At 67.3% G+C, this 18495-nt stretch carries 17 protein-coding genes, 1 tRNA gene and 1 pseudogene; 10 read left to right on the top strand and 9 right to left on the bottom strand.

The window, feature by feature from the left end:
- Nucleotides 1-228 precede the first annotated feature (228 nt).
- The gene (locus tag EG885_RS05585) at nucleotides 229-1611 is read left to right on the top strand and encodes an L-serine ammonia-lyase (RefSeq protein ID WP_131573496.1); all 1383 of its coding nucleotides are present in this window, start codon (nucleotides 229-231) and stop codon (nucleotides 1609-1611) included.
- A gap of 12 nt (nucleotides 1612-1623) precedes the next feature.
- Here EG885_RS05585 and EG885_RS05580 read toward each other — a convergent pair whose 3' ends face one another.
- Nucleotides 1624-2637, bottom strand: a complete 1014-nt coding sequence (locus EG885_RS05580; protein WP_131573495.1) for a PAS domain-containing sensor histidine kinase — start codon at nucleotides 2635-2637, stop codon at nucleotides 1624-1626.
- A gap of 437 nt (nucleotides 2638-3074) precedes the next feature.
- Here EG885_RS05580 and EG885_RS05575 point away from each other — a divergent pair, with 437 nt between their 5' ends.
- The 3 genes from EG885_RS05575 to EG885_RS05565 all read left to right on the top strand — a co-directional run bounded on the left by EG885_RS05575 (nucleotide 3075) and on the right by EG885_RS05565 (nucleotide 6689).
- Nucleotides 3075-3656: a COG3650 family protein gene (locus EG885_RS05575; protein ID WP_131573494.1), complete on the top strand. Its 582-nt coding sequence runs from the start codon at nucleotides 3075-3077 to the stop codon at nucleotides 3654-3656.
- A gap of 178 nt (nucleotides 3657-3834) precedes the next feature.
- Nucleotides 3835-6021, top strand: coding sequence for a YjbH domain-containing protein (locus EG885_RS05570; protein ID WP_131573493.1), 2187 nt, complete (start codon nucleotides 3835-3837; stop codon nucleotides 6019-6021).
- Entirely contained in the window at nucleotides 6018-6689 is a 672-nt protein-coding gene (locus EG885_RS05565; protein WP_131573492.1) for a YjbF family lipoprotein, read from the top strand. The genes EG885_RS05570 and EG885_RS05565 overlap by 4 nt, the downstream gene beginning before the upstream one ends.
- 174 nt (nucleotides 6690-6863) lie before the next feature.
- On the opposite strand, the gene EG885_RS05560 is transcribed toward EG885_RS05565, so the two are convergent.
- The 4 genes from EG885_RS05560 to EG885_RS05545 form a co-directional block, all read right to left on the bottom strand.
- Complete coding sequence (locus tag EG885_RS05560; protein ID WP_379107460.1) at nucleotides 6864-7067, bottom strand: hypothetical protein; 204 nt, start codon at nucleotides 7065-7067, stop codon at nucleotides 6864-6866.
- Between the two features lie 198 nt (nucleotides 7068-7265).
- The gene (locus EG885_RS05555) at nucleotides 7266-8048 is read right to left on the bottom strand and encodes a metal ABC transporter permease (protein ID WP_131573490.1); all 783 of its coding nucleotides are present in this window, start codon (nucleotides 8046-8048) and stop codon (nucleotides 7266-7268) included.
- Nucleotides 8049-8075: 27 nt separating this feature from the next.
- Nucleotides 8076-8930 carry a metal ABC transporter ATP-binding protein gene (locus EG885_RS05550; protein WP_131573489.1) on the bottom strand — a complete coding sequence of 285 codons (855 nt, stop codon included), beginning with the start codon at nucleotides 8928-8930 and terminating at the stop codon, nucleotides 8076-8078.
- Nucleotides 8927-9424, bottom strand: coding sequence for a Fur family transcriptional regulator (locus EG885_RS05545; protein ID WP_165571050.1), 498 nt, complete (start codon nucleotides 9422-9424; stop codon nucleotides 8927-8929). Before EG885_RS05545 ends, EG885_RS05550 begins: the two co-directional genes overlap by 4 nt.
- A gap of 110 nt (nucleotides 9425-9534) precedes the next feature.
- Here EG885_RS05545 and EG885_RS05540 point away from each other — a divergent pair, with 110 nt between their 5' ends.
- Nucleotides 9535-10617, top strand: a complete 1083-nt coding sequence (locus EG885_RS05540) for a zinc ABC transporter substrate-binding protein (RefSeq protein ID WP_131573488.1) — start codon at nucleotides 9535-9537, stop codon at nucleotides 10615-10617.
- Nucleotides 10618-10762: 145 nt separating this feature from the next.
- On the top strand, nucleotides 10763-10939 hold the full coding sequence (gene hemP / locus EG885_RS05535) for a hemin uptake protein HemP (RefSeq protein WP_131573487.1): 177 nt from the start codon (nucleotides 10763-10765) through the stop codon (nucleotides 10937-10939).
- A gap of 68 nt (nucleotides 10940-11007) precedes the next feature.
- Here the strand turns inward: hemP and EG885_RS05530 are convergent, their stop codons facing one another.
- Entirely contained in the window at nucleotides 11008-12825 is a 1818-nt protein-coding gene (locus EG885_RS05530) for a pseudouridine synthase (protein ID WP_242679518.1), read from the bottom strand.
- Between the two features lie 109 nt (nucleotides 12826-12934).
- Between EG885_RS05530 and EG885_RS05525 the strand changes: the two genes are divergently transcribed.
- Both EG885_RS05525 and EG885_RS05520 read left to right on the top strand, forming a co-directional pair.
- Nucleotides 12935-13387, top strand: coding sequence for a nucleoside deaminase (locus EG885_RS05525; RefSeq protein ID WP_242679517.1), 453 nt, complete (start codon nucleotides 12935-12937; stop codon nucleotides 13385-13387).
- A 51-nt stretch (nucleotides 13388-13438) separates the two neighbouring features.
- Nucleotides 13439-13512: transfer RNA gene (locus EG885_RS05520), tRNA-Gly, on the top strand.
- Nucleotides 13513-13643: 131 nt separating this feature from the next.
- Here the strand turns inward: EG885_RS05520 and pheT are convergent.
- Nucleotides 13644-16031: a phenylalanine--tRNA ligase subunit beta gene (gene pheT, locus EG885_RS05515; RefSeq protein ID WP_131573486.1), complete on the bottom strand. Its 2388-nt coding sequence runs from the start codon at nucleotides 16029-16031 to the stop codon at nucleotides 13644-13646.
- Between the two features lie 197 nt (nucleotides 16032-16228).
- On the opposite strand from pheT, the gene EG885_RS05510 reads away from it, so the two are divergent.
- On the top strand, nucleotides 16229-17569 hold the full coding sequence (locus EG885_RS05510) for a DVUA0089 family protein (protein ID WP_131573485.1): 1341 nt from the start codon (nucleotides 16229-16231) through the stop codon (nucleotides 17567-17569).
- 134 nt (nucleotides 17570-17703) lie between these two features.
- Entirely contained in the window at nucleotides 17704-18003 is a 300-nt protein-coding gene (locus EG885_RS05505; protein ID WP_131573484.1) for a TM2 domain-containing protein, read from the top strand.
- A gap of 56 nt (nucleotides 18004-18059) precedes the next feature.
- Here EG885_RS05505 and EG885_RS05500 read toward each other — a convergent pair whose 3' ends face one another.
- A complete protein-coding gene (locus tag EG885_RS05500; RefSeq protein ID WP_131573483.1) occupies nucleotides 18060-18356 on the bottom strand; it encodes a hypothetical protein in 297 nt (98 codons plus the stop codon).
- A 27-nt stretch (nucleotides 18357-18383) separates the two neighbouring features.
- Nucleotides 18384-18495, bottom strand: a pseudogene (locus EG885_RS05495) (IS5/IS1182 family transposase); the annotation flags it as partial.

Below are 18495 nucleotides of genomic sequence, written 5' to 3'. Positions count from 1 at the left end.
CCCTGCTCGCCGCCGCCCGCAAGAAGGGCAGGCGAGGCCCGGCCTGCCCAAATCGCAGGCGCGACCCAGTTGCACTATTTTTGGGCAACTTGCAATATTATTCAGCGGACCGCGCGTCCTGCCCCGACGGGTTCACATGTCGCATCCGGGGGGCAGAAAGGTCGCGACAGACATGGCGGCACGGCCCCCGTCGTGCTTGGATAGGGCAGGATATGCAAGGGGAGTGTGATGTTTCTGTCGGTCTTCGATCTGTTCAAGCTGGGGGTGGGGCCCTCCTCCTCGCACACGATGGGGCCGATGGTGGCGGCATCGCGGTTTCTGGATTCGCTGCGACTGCAGCCGTTTCAGGCCCATGGGCTGCGCGCCAGCCTGCATGGCAGTCTGGCATTCACCGGCAAGGGCCATGCCACCGACCGCGCCACGATCCTTGGGCTTGCGGGCTTTACCCCCGCCAATATCGACATGGACGCCGCCGAGACCGCGCTGGCGCTGAACCGCGACACGGGCCAGTTGACGCCCCCCGGACTGGCCCCACTGGCCTTTGATCCCGACCGCGACCTGCGGTTCGACTATGACACCGCCCTGCCGGGGCATGCGAACGGGATGACCCTGTCGGCCACCGATGCCCAGGGCGACGTGATCTTTCACCAGATCTATTATTCCATCGGCGGCGGCTTCGTGATGACCGACCGCGAATTGGCCGAACGCGACGGAGACAGCCGCAGCGACGCCTCCAGCAGCGTGCCCTTTCCCTTTTCCAGCGCCGCCGAGATGCTGGAAATGGCTGAAAATTCGGGCAGGTCCATCGCCCGGATGAAGGAACAGAACGAGCTGTGCTTTCGCTCGGGGGCCGATCTGCAGGCCGGGCTGACGCGCATCTGGCAGGCGATGCGGGACTGCATGGACCGGGGGCTGGCCACCGACGGCATCCTGCCCGGCGGGCTGAACGTCCGCCGCCGCGCCAAGGGCATCCATGGAAAGCTGCTGGCCGAACGCGGGCTGAACATGACCGCGCCGCATGTCATCAACGACTGGATGTCGACCTATGCCATGGCCGTGAACGAGGAAAACGCCGCCGGGGGCGCGGTCGTCACCGCCCCCACCAACGGCGCTGCGGGCACCGTGCCTGCGGTGATCCGGTATTGGCTGGACCATGTGCCGGGCGCTTCCGAACGCCAGCTGCCCGATTTCCTGCTGACGGCGGCGGCGGTGGGGGGCCTCATCAAGCACAACGCGTCGATCTCGGGCGCGAAATGCGGCTGTCAGGCCGAGGTGGGCAGCGCATCCGCCATGGCCGCCGCCGGTCTGGCCGCCGTGCTGGGCGGCACCCCCCGCCAGATCGAGAATGCCGCCGAAATCGCGCTGGAACATCATCTGGGCATGACCTGCGATCCGGTGCGCGGTCTGGTTCAGGTGCCCTGCATCGAAAGAAACGGTCTGGGCGCGATCAAGGCGGTAGCCGCCGCCAGTCTGGCCCTGCGCGGCGACGGCAACCATATCGTCCCGTTGGACGCCGCGATCGAGACGATGCGCCAGACCGGCCGCGACATGTCCGAGAAGTACAAGGAGACATCGCTTGGCGGTCTGGCCGTCAATGTCCCGAACTGCTAGCCCGGCACGACCCTAGGGCGTCAGCCGCCCGCGCAGGCTGTAATGCAGCCCGGCTGCCGCATAATCGCTGATCCCCTCGCCGTCGAAATAGGCGGGGACAATCTGATTGACCAGCCGCGATCCGAACCCCTCGCGCGCGGGGTCCGTCACCGGGGCGCCGCCGCTTTCGCGCCAGTCCAGCGCGAAACCATCGCCCGCGACCGACCAGCTGACATCGACCGCGCCATCAGGGGTGGCCAGCGCGCCGTATTTGGCGGCATTCGTCGCCAGCTCGTACAGGGCCAGCGACAGGCCCACGGCCTGCTGGCTGCTCAGCGGCACGGACGGCCCCGACAGGCGGATGCGGTCGTTGCCCGCCAGATGCGCGCCGATCGACCGGGCCATCACCTCGGTGATGTCGGCGCTGTCGCCAAGGCCTGTGAACAGCCCCTGCGCGCGGGCCAGCGCCATGATCCGTGCGCCGACGCTGTCGCGGGCCTCCTGGATCGTTTCGGCATTGCGCAGGCTGGAGGACACGACCGTCGAGGTCACCGACAGGATGTTCTTGATCCGGTGCAGCAGCTCTTCCTGCATGATCTGCTGGTCGCGTCGCGCCTGCACCAGCGTGGTCATGTCCACGGTGATGTTCATCAGCCCCGCCACGGTCCCGTCATCGTCGTAAAGCGGGCCATAACTGAAGGTCCAGAAGGTTTCCTCGTCATAGCCGTTGCGGGTCATGACCAGCCGCATCTCTTCCGAAAATGTGCCGTGACCCGACAGCGTCTGATCGACCAGCGGCCTGACGTCGTTCCACACATCGGACCAGATGCGCCGGAACGGCTGGCCCAGGGCGCCGGATTCCTTTCGGCCCAGAACCGGGGCATAGGCGTCGTTATACAGCAAGATCAGGTCCGGGCCCCAGAACATGCTGGTCGCATGGCGCTGCCCCAGCATCATCCGCACCGCCGCCATCAGCGACGCCGACCAACCCGACATCGGCCCAAGCGGGGTCGCGCTCCAGTCATGCGCCCGGATCGCGCGCGCCATCGGCCCGTTGGTCCAGCAAAATTGCGCAAGCCCCCCGGATGCAGAGAGGGGATCAGGGCCGGCGGCTGACGGGGCGGGCTTTGGCGGGGTCATGTCGGGATCATATCGGCGCGGATTTCGGGAAGAACATAGCCCGATCATGATCCGGTTTCGAAAGGAAGTTCAACGAATAACACACCGGATGCGCCCTATGGGGGTAGAAGATATCATTTATCAATCGACCTCATCGCCCACGACCGGCCTGTTTGTCCGGACCGATGGCGCAGCCCGTTGCGTCGCCGCCGCCGTGCCGCTGGCCGCGGACGCTCTGATCGTCTCAGTTACCACAGGGGACGGCGGCTGCTTGCCGGGCGGGGGCGCAGCGCTTGCCCCATGGCGCGGCGATTGGTAACGCTTGGATCACAACGATCGTGACCGACCCAAAAGGCCAAAGCCCCATGTTTCCCCGTCTTGCCGTCCTTGCCCTGATGACCCTGCCTCTGGCCGCCTGCGACAGCGAGGCGATGACCGACCTGCGCCGTGGCATCGGGCTGGATCAGACCGCCGCCCAGCCCGAACAGCCCGCAGGCCCGCGCCCGCCCGCCGTCTCGCCGCTGGAACAGCCGATCGAGACCGCCGCCACCGCCCCCCGCCCGGTCCAGATGGCCGAGCCGCTGACCTATCGCAGCACCGCCTTTGTCGCGGCCGGGAACGAACCGTCCTGGCGGGTCCAGATCAGCGGCAACACCGCGCTTTATCGCACGCCCGACAATCCATCGGGGCGGTCGATCTCGGTGAACCGGTTGGTGTTCAATCAGGGGGTCGAATATGTGGGCGTGCTGAACGGGCGCCCGTTCGTGGTCAACATGCGCGCCGCCCCGTGCCGGGACAGCATGTCGGGGGACCGCTTCCCGCTGACCGCCCGCCTGACGGTCGGGGGCCAGCAACAGCCCGGCTGCGCGGTCACCGCCCAGCCTGCCCCTGCGCCTGCTGCCGATACCGCCGCCGGAACCGATACGGCCGCGACGCCCGCCGGGTAAGACAAAGGCCCTGCAGGTCACGCATTCGTGTGTCGATCCGCAGGGCAAAGCCTGCCACTGCGCCTGAAACCCTTGGGTCTGAAACACTTGGGCGTGAACCCTTTGGGCCTGAAACCCTTGCGCCCGAAGCCCTGCTGACTGATCTGCCCCGACCCTGCCGCCGAAAGGAAGCCCGCCGATGCGCCGCTCGCGCCTGACCCGCCAGCTGATGGCCACCACCCTGCCCATAGCCCTGATCGCGGGGTCCGGGATCGGCATCGCGACAGCAGACCCGATGCTGGGGCGCAACATGTCCAGCTATGGCCTGCCGGGCGGCATCGACACCCCCACCGCCGAAACGCTGGCCGATGGCACGTTGGGCGCGACACTGTCGCTGTCCGATTACGCGCGGCGCGGCAACGTCTTCTTTGAGGCGCTGCCGGGGCTGACGGCGGTCCTGCGCTATGGCCGCGTCGATGGCATTCAGGATTTCCGGCAAGAGGGGTTCATTTCCGACCGCTCGCTGGATCTGCGCTATCAGATCGTGGACGAGGATGGATGGCGTCCCGCCGTCGCGGTCGGCCTGCAGGACTTTCTGGGCACCGGCGTCTATTCGGGCGAATATATCGTGGCCACGCGCAATGTGACGCCGACGATCCGCGCCTCGCTTGGTCTGGGCTGGGGCACGCTGGCGGGCAATCCGCGCGTCATCGATGTGGGGGACGAAGGCGGCACGCCCAATGTCGACGACTGGTTCACCGGCGGGGCCAAGCCCTTTGCCTCGGTCAGCTGGCAGGTCAATGACCGGCTGAACCTTGTGGCCGAATATTCCAACGACATCTATCAGGCCCGCTACAGCACCGGGAACACGTTCCAGCAGGGCGACGAGCCGGGCAGCAAGATCAACCTGGGCGCCAATTACCGCTTTGGCCAGAATTACGAAGCCGGGATCTATACCATCGGCGGCGAGACGATCGGCGCGCAATTCACCATCGCGCTGAACCCGCGCGAGGCGGCCTTCCCCTCGGGTCTGGAAAAGGCCCCGGCGCCGGTGCGTCCGCGCCCTGCCCCGGCGCAGGATCCCGAGGGATGGTCGGGCAGCTGGTCGCAGGATCCGACCGCCCAGCCCGCCATCCAGACGGCCCTTGGCACGGCGATGGCCAGCGAAGGCCAGCTGCTGGAATCCATGGCCCTGTCGCCCACCCGGGCCGAGGTGCGGCTGCGCAACCAGCGCTATATCTCTCAGGCCGAGGCGGTGGGCCGCACGGCACGCCTGATGACCCGCGCCCTGCCCCCCTCGGTCGAGACCTTCGTGATCACCTCGACCAGCGACGGGATGCCGACCTCTTCGGTGACGGTGCGGCGCAGCGATGTCGAACGGCTGGAAAACACCGAGGCCGGGCAGATCGCCGCCGCCTCGACCCTGTCGGACGCCGCCGCCGGTGCGCCCGGGCTGGTCGTGACCGAGGGGCTGTATCCCCGGTTCCGCTGGTCGATCAAACCCTATCTGGATCTGGGCATCTTCAGCGCCGAGGACGGGATCACCCACGAGGTCGGCGCCGAAGCCCGCGCCAGCTATGAGATCCGCCCCGGCCTGATCGTCACCGGCGCCCTGCGCCAGCGCGCCTTCGGCGATATCGGCCAGCGCGGCCCCGGCATTCCGGGCCAGCGTGGCGAGTATTACACGCCCGAGGAATACGAAAACGAACCGTCGCTGGAAACCACGCCCGAAGGCGTGCCGCGCGTCCGGTCCGACACGCGCATGTATACCGGCAATTCCAGCCCGGTGATCCCGGAACTGACGCTGGCCTGGTATGCCAAGCCCACGCCCACCGTCTATTCCCGCGTGACCGTGGGTCTGCTGGAACGGGCCTATGGCGGTGTCTCGGCAGAAGCGCTGTGGAAACCCGCCAATTCGCCGCTGGCCTTCGGGGCCGAGGTGAACCGCGTCCGCAAGCGCGATTTCGACCAGCTGTTCGATTTCCGCGATTACGAGGTCACGACGGGCCATGTCTCGGCCTATTACGAATTTGCGCAGGGGTTCACCGCGCAGCTGGATCTGGGCCGCTATCTGGCGGGCGACGAGGGCGCGACGGTGACCCTGACGCGCGAATTCGCCAATGGCTGGCAGATCGGCGCCTATGCGACCAAGACCAACCTGTCGGCCGAGGAATTCGGCGAGGGCAGCTTTGACAAGGGCATCACCCTGTCGATCCCGCTTGGCTGGGCGACGGGTCAGGCCTCGCGCGATCGCGTCTCGACCAATCTGCGGTCGCTGTCGCGCGATGGCGGATCGCGTCTGGATGTGAACGGGCGCCTGTATGACCGCGTGCGCGAAAGCCATACGGTCGATCTTTATGAAGGCTGGGGGAGGTTCTGGCGATGAGCGGACCGGTTCGGATGCAAGGTTTCAGGATCGCCCTGTCGGCTGTCGCGCTGGTCGCGCTGGCCGCCTGCAGCAATAACAGCGCGGATGAGGGCGGATCGGGACCGCTGGCAGCGCTTGCCGAAACCGCAGCGGGCGTCGTGGGCGCCCGCACGGCTGCGGCCCCTGCCGCCCCGCCCCCAACCCCTCAGCAGGCCGCAGCCGAGGCACTGCGCCTCAATCCCGGCCCGCTGATCCAGATCGGGTTCGAGGGGTTGGGCCGCACGCAGGTTCTGGCCATGACCGGCCAGAACGGCGCCATGCGGACCTATATGACGCCATCGGACGAATCCGTGATCCTGCGCGGCGGGATGCTGATCGGCACGCGCGGTCTGGGTCGCGATCTGTCGGTGGCCGAGCCGGGCACCGAGGCGCTGATCCGGGCGGGCCAGTCCGGCCGCGGCACGCGCATCATGCGCTATCTGGCAGGAGACGGGCTGGAACGCCCTTTGCAGTTCAGCTGCACGACCGCCCCCGGCCCCAATCCGGGCACGATGGTCGAAAGCTGCGAAGGTCATGGCGCGACCTTCCAGAACAACTATGTGGTTCAGGGCGGGCAGATCCCCGTGTCGCGGCAATGGGTCGGCCCGGGCATGGGCTATGCCACCATCCAGACACTGCGCCCCTGATCCCGGCCAAAGCTATGCCCCATAAGGAAAAACCGGCCCTGCGAGGGGCCGGTTTTTTCATGTCCGGTGTCAGGTCGCGATGCCGTCGTCTTCAGCGGATCGGGACATGAAAAAAGGGGCTGGCCATTGGCCAGCCCCTTGTGGCGCGGATCGCGTTGGCGATCCGAACCGATATCAGCTGTCGTCGTCGTCCGAAGCGACAGCGGCAATGACGCCCAGCAGCAGCAGGGCGGGAACCACCAGGCCAGCGTTGGTCGATGCGGGACGCTCTTCAACAATCACCGGCTCGACTTCGACGACGGGGGCGACATAGCCACCGGCCAGAGCCGAAGTTGCGGTCAGGCCGAGAGCGGCCGCGAAAATAGCGAATTTGGTCATGATCATGCTCCGTTTCGATTGACGGCTGCCATTGCTGGCAACATCGAGGAGACAGTTACACAAACCCGAACGGTTGAAAAGCTGGATTGGATTGAATCCCCCGTGGCCCTGCATGCACTGTTGCATATTGGCCAACACCGTTTAACGCCCCTTATTCCTGCACCTGCAAACCCACGGAAAAGTTGTGACAATTCCGCACTAACCCCGTCGAAGCCCTTGCGAGACGACGAAAAAAGCCGCCGCCGCAGTCACGATCGAGGGACCGGCCGGTGTATCCAGATGCAGGCTTGCCCACAGGCCCGCAGCCACCGATCCGGCGGCGATCAGGGCGGCGGCGGCGGCCATCCGCTCGGGTGTGCGCGCCCATCCGCGCGCCGCCGCCGCGGGCACGATCAGCATGGCCGAAATCAGCAACGACCCCACCACCCGAATCGCCAGCGCCACCACCACGGCCAGACACAGCGACAGGACCAGACGCTCGACCCTTGGATCGATGCCTGCGGCCATGGCCAGTTCCTCGTTCAGGCTGCTGGTCACCAGCCGTTGCCAGCGCAGGATCAGCAGCCCCAGAACCAGCGCCGCCCCGGTCCAGATCAGCGCCAGATCGGCCCGCCCCACCGCCAGAATATCGCCGAACAGATAGCTGGACAGATCCGATCGCGCAGCAGGCACAAAGCTGATCGCCACCAGCCCCAAAGCCAGCGCCGAATGCGACAAGACCCCCAGCATCGTGTCCATCGCCTGCCCCCGCGCCACCAGCGCCGAGACAAGGCAGGCCATCGCCACCGCGACCGTCAACGTGCCCGCATAGATCGAGATGTCGAAGGCCAGCGCGAAGGCCACCCCCAAAATCGCCGCATGGGCGGTCGAATCTCCGAAATAGGCCATCCGCCGCCAGACCACGAAACTGCCCAAAGGGCCTGCGACCAGCGCCAGTCCCAGCCCCGCCAGCAGCGCACGCGTGAAGAAATCGTCAAGCATCGGTCATCCCTGCCCGGCCCACGCCCCTCAGGGCGCCGGGGCCGCCTTGTCGCTGTGGTGGTGGTCATGCCCGCAGCCGGGGCCGTGGACATGCGCACCGGCCCCGCCCGCAGCATGGTCATGCGATGCGTCCGGCATCAGGTCGTGATCATGATCGTGGCTGTGACGATACAAGGCCAGCGTGCCCTCGGCCCCGGCGCCGAACAGGGCGCGGTATTCGGGGGCGGTGCTGACATGCTGGGGGGTGCCCTCGCAGCAGACATGGCCGTTCAGGCAGACAACCCGGTCCGAGGATCGCATGACCACCAGCAGATCATGGCTGACCATCAGCACGGCGGCGCCTGTCTGGCGGCGCACATCCTCGATCAGCTGGTAAAAGGCCACGATGCCCGGCTGGTCCAGCCCCTGCGTCGGCTCGTCCAGCACCAGCAGATGCGGGTCGCTGAGAAGCGCGCGGGCCAGCAGAACGCGCTGGAACTGGCCGCCCGACAGCTGCGTCAGCTGGCGCGGGCCAAGGCCCGGCACCCCGGTCCGGGCCAGCGCGCCCTCGGCCTGCGCATCGCTGACGCGGGTGGGCAGCGACAGGAACCGGCGCACGGTCATCGGGATCGCAGTGTCCAGCTGAACCCGCTGCGGGACATAGCCGATGCGCAGCCCCGCCCGCCGCGCCACCTGCCCCGAGGCCAGAGGCATATGCCCCAGAAGCGCCCGGATCAGCGAGGATTTGCCCGACCCGTTTGGCCCGACCACGGTCACGATCTCTCCGGGCAGGATGCGGAAATCGACATGGGACAGCACCGGCTCGGAGGTGCCGGGACGGTGGATGGTCAATGCGCGCGACTGGATCAGGGGGTCGCTTTGCAGGGTGTCGGGCGCGCTCATGCGGCGCCCTCGGCGGCGCAGGTGGCACAGAGGCCAAGCGCCTCGATCGTCGCCCGCTCGACCCGGAAACCGCCCTGGGCCGCGACGGCGGTCAGGGCGTCGCGGACCTCGATCGCGGCGGCCTCGGCGATCTTGTCGCAATTGCGGCAGATCAGGAAGGCGGGGTGGTGATCATGGCCCGGATGCAGACAGGCTGCAAAGGCGTTCAGCCGCTGCAACCGGTGCGCCAGCCCATGGGTAACCAGAAATTCCAGCGCCCGATAGGCGACCGGCGGCTGGCGCCCGAACCCCTCGGCGGCCAGCCGGTCCAGCACTTCGTATGCGCCCATCGCGCGGTGGCTTTCCAGCAGGATCTCAAGCGTGCGGCGGCGGACCGGGGTCAGCCGCGCACCCTGCCCCGCCAGTCGCACGGCCGCCTCGTCCAGCACCCGATGGGCGCATTCGCGGTGGTCATGCGGCGCAAAGGTCGCGGCGATGGCATCATCATGAGGCACGGCAATCCTTCCCCGGCAGGGTCGTTATACTGTAACATTCCGGTTGACTTGTTATCCTGTAACACACAGAACCCGGTCATCGCAACAAAGCCCGCCCAAAGGAGATCCCGATGCGCCATCAGGCATCCGTCGCCGCGTTCCTGTCGCTGACAGCCAGCCCCGCCCTTGCCGCCCCGCAGGTGGTGACCGATCTGGTCCCGACCGGCGCACTGGTGCAAGAGGTCATGGGCGATCTGGCCGAGGTCCGCGTCTTGTTGCCGCAAGGCGCCAGCGCGCATCATTACCAGATGCGCCCCTCGGACGCGCAGGCGCTGCAGGGGGCCGATCTGGTCATCTGGATGGGGCCGTCCCTGACCCCCTGGCTGGCCCGCGCCGCCGACACCCTGACCGACAGCGACCAGTTGCGCCTGCTGGAAGTCGAGGGCGTGACCCTGCGCGGCTATGACGAGGCCGGGCATAAGGATCATGACGAGGGCGGCGATCATGACCACGCCGACGAAGGGCATGATCACGGCGAGGCGGATCACGATCATGCGCAGGATCACGGGCACGACCACGATCATGACCATGACCATGACCATGAACACGCCGCAGACGACCACGACCACGGGCATGACCACGCGGATGAGGCCCACGATCATGCGGGCGACGACCATGATCACGATCATTCGGGCAGCGATCCCCATGCCTGGCTGAACCCCGACAATGCCGGTCCCTGGCTGCAGGCCATCGCCGCCAGCCTCTCGGCGCAGGATCCCGGGAACGCCGCCATCTATGCCGCCAATGCCGAGGCCGCCAGCGCCCGCATCGCGGCGCTGGACAGCGATCTGCGCGACCGGCTGGCCCCGTATGGCGACGCGCGGTTCATCGTCTTTCACGACGCCTATGGGTATTTCACCGATCATTTCGGGCTGCAGCCGGCGATCCCCGTCTCGCTCGGCGATGCCTCGACCCCCTCGGCGGCCCGGATCGACCAGATCCGCAGCATGATCACCCAGACCGGCGCCCACTGCGCCTTTCCCGAATTCGCCCATGATCCGGCCCTGCTGAACACGGTGACCGAAGGCAGCCCCGTCCGCCTTGGCGGCGAGCTGAGCCCCGAGGGCGGCGACCTTGCCCCCGGCGCGGGCCAGTACGAGGCGCTGCTGACCGGCATGGCCGATACGATCATCGCCTGCCTGTCGCAGGACTGACCTCCGGGCGGCCCGCGAAGGGCCGCCGCCCCCGGCTTGCAAGGAATTTCGAGGGATTTCAGATTCCCGACTCTTTTACTTTGACAAACCTGAATGAATTTGTCAGCTTTAGGGCATCATCAATGCCACATCACGAGGCTGACCCATGACCGCAACGCGCCCCGCCGATTTCACCCGCCCCGGCACCTCGATTCTGGCCCGGATGCCGCAACATGATGCCAACCAGCTGACGCAGGGCGGCAATCAGGCCCTGATCGTGCTGGACGAACAGGTCTATCAGTTGCGCATCACCCGCGCGGGCAAGCTGATCCTGACGAAATAGACCCCGCGCCAGACGGGCGATCGCGTCAAGAAAAAGGCCGGACCCTGGGGTCCGGCCTTTTGTCGTGATCAGCGCGGCGTGCGCGGCTTGCCAAAGGGTTTGCCCGCACCGCCGGGCCGTGGTGCGCCACCCGGCTTGCCGCCACCTGCGGGACGACCGGCGCCAAAGGGCTTTCCGGCCCCGCCCGGCCTGCCCGGTCCCGCCGGGCGATCGCCGCCACGTTCGGGGCTCGGTCCGCCATAGGGTTTGCCGCCACCGCCCGACCGGGGCTTGCCACCCTCGCCGGGCTTCGATCCGGCATAGGGCTTGCGCGGCCCGTCGCCTGCCCCGTCACGCGGCGCGCCAAAGGGCTTGCGCGGACCCTTGGGCCCATCCCCACGCGGGCCGGCATAAGGCTTGCCGCCCTCGAACCGCGGCTTGGCCGAGGACGCGCCTGCATCCCCCGCATCACGCGGCTTGCCATAGGGCTTGCGGCCACCCTCGGGCGCCCCGTAAGGCTTGCGCGCCCCGTCGGCAGAATCCCCGCGCGGCCCGCCAAAGGGCTTGCGCGCACCATCCGGACCATCCCCGCGCGCCCCATAAGGCTTGCGCGCACCATCGGGGCCATCCCCGCGCGGCTTGCCATAGGGTTTGCGACCGCCATCGGGCCCGCCATCACGGGATGCGCCAAAAGGCTTGCGCGCATCGCCCGGCTTGGCCGGGAAACGCGGCTTGTCGCCCGCAGGACGCGGCCTGTCCGACGGTCCACCCCGGCCCTCGCCGCGCCCCTCGGGCGCGCCGCCGCTTTTCCAGCGCGGCTTGTCACCCGCAGGGCGCGGTGGCCGGTCGCCGAAATCGCCACGCGGACCGGCGGGCTTGCCCTGAAAGCGCGGACGCGCCTCATCGCCCGCAGGCGCCTTGGCCCCCCAGCTGCGCGGCGCCCGGTCATCGCCGCCGGCAGCGCCGCGATCCCCCGGACCCCGCGCCCCCGGCTTGCCCGCGAAGGCCGGTTTCCCCGCAAAGCCCGGCTTGGCGGCAAAGCGGCGCGGCCCGGCATCACCGGCCTCGGGCCGGGGCCCACGCGACCCTTCGGCCCCGCGCGGGCGCATCTCGCGCGGCTTTTCATCCACATCGCCGGTCAACAGCCCGCCCAGCTGGTCGCGCATCACCTTGCGCTTGACCTCGATCACCTGATTCTTGTCGATCCCGGTCAGCTTGAACGGCCCATAGCCGATCCGGATCAGCCGGTTCACCTGCAGCCCGACATGCGCCATGGCGCGGCGGATCTCGCGGTTCTTGCCCTCGCGGATGCCGACGCTGATCCAGGCATTGGCGCCCTGCTGGCTGTCCAGCTTGATCTCCATGGGCGAGAAATCCTCGCCCTCGATGGTCACGCCCCGGCGCAGCGGGTCGAAGGTCATGTCGCTTGGCGTGCCGTTCACCCGCACCCGATAGCGGCGCAGCCAGCCGGTCGAGGGCAGCTCCAGCCGCCGCTTCAGCTCTCCGTCATTGGTCAGCAGCAGCAGGCCTTCGGAATTCAGGTCCAGCCGACCGATGGTCATCACCCGCGGCATCTCGCGCGGCAGGGCGTCAAAAACCGTCTGCCGCCCCAGTTCGTCATTCTCGGAGGTGATCAGCCCCAAAGGCTTGTAATACAGCCACAGCCGGGTTTCCTGCGGATCTTCCAGCTTCTTGCCATCGACGGTGATACGGTCGGTGGGCAGCACGTCCAGCGCCGGGCTGTCGATCTTCTTGCCGTTCACGCTGACGCGCCCCTCGACGATCATGCGCTCGGCCTCGCGGCGGCTGGCGATGCCCGCACGGGCCATCACCTTGGCGATGCGGTCGGCCTCGGTACGCGGCGCGGTCTGGGGGGTCTTGCGGTCGGGGATCTGGTCGTCGGTCATGCGCGTCTCCTTCGCATCTCTGCGGGGCAAAGAGGGGTGTCTACGCCCAACCCCCGCACAAGGAAAGCGTTTCCTTGCGCAGCCGCCCCCAGCTTGCCACAAGGGCGGCATGGCGGATTTCACCACCCATATGGATCAGGCCCTGGCCGAGGCGCGGGCCGCCGCCCTGCGCGGCGAGGTGCCGGTGGGCGCCGTCATCACCGACCCCCGGGGACGCGTCATCGCCGCCGCAGGCAACCGCACCCGAGAGCTGAACGACCCCACCGCCCATGCCGAGATCCTCGCGATCCGCGCCGCCTGCGCGCGCCTCGGGTCGGAACGCCTGCCCGGCCATGACCTGTGGGTGACGCTGGAACCCTGCCCGATGTGCGCCGCCGCCATCTCGGCCGCCCGCATCGCACGGCTCTATTTCGGCGCCGACGATCCGCGCATGGGCGGCGTGACGCATGGCGCGCGGGTCTTCGACCATCCGCAATGCCACCACCGCCCGCAGGTCTATGACGGCCTCTCGGCCCAGCCCTCCCGCGCGCTGCTGCAAAGCTTCTTCGCCGCGCGGCGCTGATGCCGCAAGCGCTTGAACCCGCCGCCGCTCCGTCCTATACAGCCGCTCAGCGCGGGTGTTGTGTAATGGTAAGACCCTAGCCTTCCAAGCTAGAGACACGGGTTCGATTCCCGTCACCCGCTCCAAAATCCCTCCCCCCCCCCACAAAAAAGACGCAGCCCGACCCCATCGCCGCGGCGCCTCTTTCATCTTGGCAAAAATATCCCGGGGGGACCGGGGGGCTGGCCCCCCGGCTTTCCGGCCAAAGGCGCTCCGCTCAGGCGCGCAGGGTGCCGCCCGTCGCCTTCTCGACCTTCTCGACGATCTTGCGGCTGACCGCCTCGATCTCGGTATCGGTCAGGGTCTTGTCGCGCGGCTGCAGGCGCACGGTGATGCCCACCGATTTCCGGTCGCCCTCCAGCCCGACGAACTGATCAAAGACCGACACCTGCGCGATCAGCGCCTTGTCGGCGCCAAGCGCGGCATTGACCAGCGTCAGCGCCTCGACCTGCGGCCCCACGACAAAGGCGAAATCGCGGTCGACCGCCTGCAGACCCGCCAAATCCAGCGCCGGACGCGTCGGAGTCTTCGCTTTGGGAAAGGGCACGGCGGCCAGCCGGATGGTAAAGCCGACCGCAGGGCCCTTGACATCCATCCGGGCCAGCACGCGGGGATGGATCTCGCCGAATGTCGCCAGCACATTGGGGCCAAGCGCGATGGTCCCTGCCCGGCCCGGATGCCACCAGCCCTCCAGCTTGCGGGTGATCTGGGCGCGGGCCGGGGCACCGATCGCCTGCAGGATCGCCTCGGCATCGGCCTTGGCGTCATACAGATCGACCTTGCGGCGGCTGGTAAAGGGATCGCGGGGCGCACTGAAGCCGATCAGCAGGCCGCTGATGCTCAGCGACTGCTCGCCCGGCTCGCCGCCTGAAAAGACGGGGCCCATCTCGAACAGGGCCAGATCGGCAAAGCCGCGCGCCTGATTGCGCGCCGCCGCCTGCAACAGGCCGGGCAGCAGATCGGGGCGCAGATGGCTCATCTCGCTGCTGATCGGGTTGTCCACCCGCAGCGCATCCGTGCCACCGCCGAACAGCTGCGCCGAACGCTGGTCGATGAAGCTATAGGTCACGCATTCATCATAGCCCAGGGCCGCTGCCATCCGCCGCGCGGTCCGTTCGCGCACCTGCAGGGGCGTCAGCACCGGCAAGGGCACACCGGCGCGCAGACGCGGCAGGGGTTTGCCCTGCAGCTTGGTCAGACTGGCGATGCGGGCGATCTCCTCGACCAGATCGGCCTCGCCCAGCACATCGGGGCGCCAGCTGGGGACATGGGCCATGTCGCCCTCCAACCGGAAACCAAGCGCCTCCAGCGTTGCGCGCTGTTCGGCCTCGGGGATGTCCATGCCCACAAGGCGGCTGGTCCGCTGCGGGTCCAGACGATAGGCGCGGCTTGTGTCGGGCAACGCGCCTGCGGTCACGACCTGCGAGGGTTCACCGCCGCACAGATCCATGACCATCCGGGTCGCCAGCTCCAGCCCGTCGCGCGTAAAAGCCGGGTCGATGCCGCGTTCGAACCGATAGCGCGCATCGCTGTTGATCTTCAGCGCCCGGCCTGCGGCGGCGGTGCTGATCGGATCGAAATAGGCGGCCTCGATGAACACATCAGTCGTGCCCTCGGACACGCCCGAGGCCGCCCCCCCCATGATGCCCGCGATGCTTTCCACGCCCGCATCGTCGCAGATCACCACCGCGCCTTCGGGCAAGGCATAGGTCTTGTCATCCAGCGCCAGCAGCTGATCGCCCGGCACGGCCCCGCGCAGGGTCAGATCGCCCGAGACCTTGCCCGCATCGAAGACGTGCAAGGGGCGGTTCAGGTCAAAGGTCAGGAGATTGGTGATATCGGCCAGTGCATTGATCGGGCGCAACCCGATCGCGCGCAGCCGCTTTTGCAGCCAGGCGGGCGACGGACCATTGGTCACGCCGCGAACCACCCGGCCCGCAAAGAACGGCGCCTTGGCCGCCACCTCGGGTGCGATGGTCACGCCGATGGGACAGGGGAACGCGCCCTCGACCGGCTGGACCGTCACCGGTTTCAGCACGCCCAGACCCCGGGCGGCCAGATCGCGTGCGATGCCATGCACGCCAAGCGCATCGGGGCGGTTCGGGGTGATCTTGATATGGATCATCGGGTCGATCTTGTCGGGCGCGTTCTGCGCCAGCCAGTCGACAAAGCGTTGGCCGACCTCGCCCGAGGGCAGCTCGATGATGCCGTCATGTTCCTCGGACAGCTCCAGCTCTCGTTCGCTGGCCATCATGCCATGGCTTTCGACGCCCCGGATGCGGCCCACGCCAAGGGTCGTGTCGATGCCCGGCACATAATCGCCGGGCTTGGCCAGGACGACCGTGATGCCCGCCCGGGCATTCGGCGCCCCGCAGACGATCTGCTTTTCGCCCTCATCCGTCATCACCCGGCAGACCCGCAGCCGGTCGGCATCGGGGTGCTGTTCGGCCTGGTCGATCCGCGCCAGCGTGAAGGTGCCAAGCCGTGCGGCGGGGTCTTGGATATCCTCGACCTCCAGCCCCAGATCGGTCAGCGCCTCGGCGATCTCGCCCAGGGTCGCGGTGGTGTCGAGATGCTCCTTGAGCCAGGAGAGGGTGAACTTCATGGGCTGTGTGCTTTCCGGATCCGGGCCGCTAAAGGGGTTTGCCGTCTTGAACCGTGCCGGGCGCCAAGGGTCAAGCCGGATCGGCGGAAAACCCCCGGAACCGGACAAAAACCACGGGATGCGCGCGCTTGCGGTTGCCGGTCCGGGGTGACAGTCTGCCGCCAACCGACCGTTCCGTTCAACCAGAAGGTGTCATCATGAGTCTCATGTCCCGTCTTGTTCCGCTGCCCGTGGCCTTGCTGCCCGTGGCCTTGCTGGCAGCCTGGCCGCTGCCCGCCCTGTCGCAGGACAGCGCGCCGCCGGCGCCCGAGGCCGCAGCCGAAGGACCGACCTGTTCGGGCCAGCCCGCGCTGTGGCTGGGCGACGGGGCCGAGACCAGCGACCTCAGCACGGCGGACGGCCCGCTGTCCCGGCAGATGTCCACGACAGCCACGACCAGCCCCTATGCGATGTTCCGCGTCAGCGCGGCGTCCCAGGCCCTGCGGGTCGAAGCGGATGCGCCGGACGCCGACCCCTCGCTGCGGCTGGAAACGCCCGAGGGCGATCTGCTGGCCGAAAACGACGATGCGGTGGGCCTTGCCTCGCGGATCGAACAATCGGTCGGGCCGGGCGATTATTGCGTGCGGCTGATCCCCATCGGCGCATCCGACATGACCGCGACCGTGCAGCTGTCGCGCCCCGAGATGTCGCCCTTGCTGAGCGAACCGGCCAGCACCACCATCACCGCCTGCACGCCCGAGACCGAGGGCCAGCCCCTGTCGGCCGAGGCGCTGTCGGACGGCGCGCTGGACGGGGCCCTGCCCGCCCGCACTCAGACCGATGGCAGCCTGCGCTATCTGCGGTTCTCGCTGGATGCGACCACGCCGGTCACCCTGCGCGCCGCCAGCGTCGGGCTGGACCCGAACATGGTGCTGTTCGACGGCGCGGGCGCCCAGATCGCCGCGAATGACGATGCCGACGGGCTGAATGCGCGGCTGGATTTCCCAAGCGGGCTGGCGGCGGGCGATTACTGTCTGGGGGTCGCCCCGATCTCGGCAGGCGAGGGCCTGATCGATGTCTCGGTCGAGGCGCTGGACCGCGACAACTTTCTGCGCAGCGCCTGGCGCAAGGGCGAACTGGCGCCACCCTTTGACGGCGATTACCCCATGCAGACCATCGATCTGACCACCACGACCGAGACGGTCGTCCTGCAGGATGGCAGCGCGCAATGGCTGGATTTCACGCTGGAGCGGGAAACCGCGCTGGTCGTGGGCGCCTATGGCGGGCTGGTCGGTGTCGATGCCAAACTGGCGCTGTTCGGCGAAAATGGCGCGGTGGTCGGGCAGGACGACGATTCGGCAGGCGGCACCGATGCCCGGATGGGCCCGGTCGTGCTGGAGCCGGGCCGTTACCGGCTGGCCCTGACCGATCTGAACCGCCCCGATCAGCCCGGCGCGCCGATCCGCCCCGTGGGTCTGGTCTTTGAGCGGTTCGAGCGTGTGGGTCAGGACACGGACGCAGCCCCGGCGCCCGCCCCGGCAGCGCCCGCCGCGCCGTGATCCCCACAAGCATGTGAATCCCCGCAAGGATGGGACTGGCCCCGCGCAGGCGAAACCTTGCGCGGGGTTTCCGTGTTCTTATGTCCTGAAGGCGGGTCATCACGGCCCGGCGCAGGACAAGGAGCCTTGGACGGATGGACACGCAACGGGAATTGCTGATCGAGCAACGGGTCGCCAATGAGGCGAAGTCGCCGCTGATCGCCTATCTGCTGCTGATCTTTCTGTGGGGCTTTGGCGTGCACCGCATGTATCTGGGCCGCTGGATCAGCGGGCTGTTGATGCTGTCGCTGTGGGCCTTGGGCTGGCTGCTGACGATGGTGCTGATCGGCTGGCCGCTGGTGGCGTTTGTCGCGCTGTGGTGCGTGATCGATCTGTTTCTGATCCCGGGGATGGTGCGCGGGGATCGGGATGATATTCGGAGGCGGTTGCGGTAGGCTTCTATAACTTTACGGCAAACTCCTATATCATTCCCCCCCTCATCACAAAATAATCACTCCATTGCGATATAGCCTCTCAATTCTTTCTCCAATTTCTCAACGGCAAAATTCAGCTCCTTTATGCTGCCTGTATCGTACGTCTCTGGGGTCAACAGCTTGACATGGTAAGCGTTTAGCTCACTTTGACCCTTATCAATTTCATTAATTAACGAATGTATCGCGTTTCCAATTTTTTGACGAAGCACCCCAATAGACAGAACCTGGTCACCCCCCTCAAATGAAGGGACCAAGAATTGAAAGTGCGTGTAAGCCCGCCTGAGATCTTGAGCATCCTGATTGGTCGCCTCCACTAGAGCGTCTTTTGCTAGGGTCAGGATTCATAACCAATAGATGACGGTTGCTGCGAGGGCGATGGCCGAGAGGAAGATCTTCGGACATCTGTCATATCGCGTTGCCACGCGCCTCCAATCCTTGAGCCTGCCGAACATG

The sequence above is a fragment of the Paracoccus nototheniae genome, assembly GCF_004335005.1.
Taxonomy (GTDB): Bacteria; Pseudomonadota; Alphaproteobacteria; order Rhodobacterales; family Rhodobacteraceae; genus Paracoccus; species Paracoccus nototheniae.
The sequence above is the reverse complement of the archived record's forward strand: the minus strand, read 5'-3'. Positions and strand labels throughout refer to the sequence as shown.

What these genes read in the sequence shown, in the direction of transcription:
- EG885_RS05530 (WP_242679518.1), bottom strand. Translation starts at nt 12,825, where the DNA reads ATGACCGACGACCAGATCCCCGACCGCAAGACCCCCCAGACCGCGCCG.
- EG885_RS05525 (WP_242679517.1), top strand. Translation starts at nt 12,935, where the DNA reads ATGGCGGATTTCACCACCCATATGGATCAGGCCCTGGCCGAGGCGCGG.
- EG885_RS05585 (WP_131573496.1), top strand. Translation starts at nt 229, where the DNA reads ATGTTTCTGTCGGTCTTCGATCTGTTCAAGCTGGGGGTGGGGCCCTCC.
- EG885_RS05575 (WP_131573494.1), top strand. Translation starts at nt 3,075, where the DNA reads ATGTTTCCCCGTCTTGCCGTCCTTGCCCTGATGACCCTGCCTCTGGCC.
- EG885_RS05540 (WP_131573488.1), top strand. Translation starts at nt 9,535, where the DNA reads ATGCGCCATCAGGCATCCGTCGCCGCGTTCCTGTCGCTGACAGCCAGC.
- EG885_RS05510 (WP_131573485.1), top strand. Translation starts at nt 16,229, where the DNA reads ATGAGTCTCATGTCCCGTCTTGTTCCGCTGCCCGTGGCCTTGCTGCCC.
- pheT (WP_131573486.1), bottom strand. Translation starts at nt 16,031, where the DNA reads ATGAAGTTCACCCTCTCCTGGCTCAAGGAGCATCTCGACACCACCGCG.
- EG885_RS05560 (WP_379107460.1), bottom strand. Translation starts at nt 7,067, where the DNA reads ATGACCAAATTCGCTATTTTCGCGGCCGCTCTCGGCCTGACCGCAACT.
- hemP (WP_131573487.1), top strand. Translation starts at nt 10,763, where the DNA reads ATGACCGCAACGCGCCCCGCCGATTTCACCCGCCCCGGCACCTCGATT.
- EG885_RS05580 (WP_131573495.1), bottom strand. Translation starts at nt 2,637, where the DNA reads ATGGCGCGCGCGATCCGGGCGCATGACTGGAGCGCGACCCCGCTTGGG.
- EG885_RS05505 (WP_131573484.1), top strand. Translation starts at nt 17,704, where the DNA reads ATGGACACGCAACGGGAATTGCTGATCGAGCAACGGGTCGCCAATGAG.
- EG885_RS05570 (WP_131573493.1), top strand. Translation starts at nt 3,835, where the DNA reads ATGCGCCGCTCGCGCCTGACCCGCCAGCTGATGGCCACCACCCTGCCC.
- EG885_RS05550 (WP_131573489.1), bottom strand. Translation starts at nt 8,930, where the DNA reads ATGAGCGCGCCCGACACCCTGCAAAGCGACCCCCTGATCCAGTCGCGC.
- EG885_RS05565 (WP_131573492.1), top strand. Translation starts at nt 6,018, where the DNA reads ATGAGCGGACCGGTTCGGATGCAAGGTTTCAGGATCGCCCTGTCGGCT.
- EG885_RS05555 (WP_131573490.1), bottom strand. Translation starts at nt 8,048, where the DNA reads ATGCTTGACGATTTCTTCACGCGTGCGCTGCTGGCGGGGCTGGGACTG.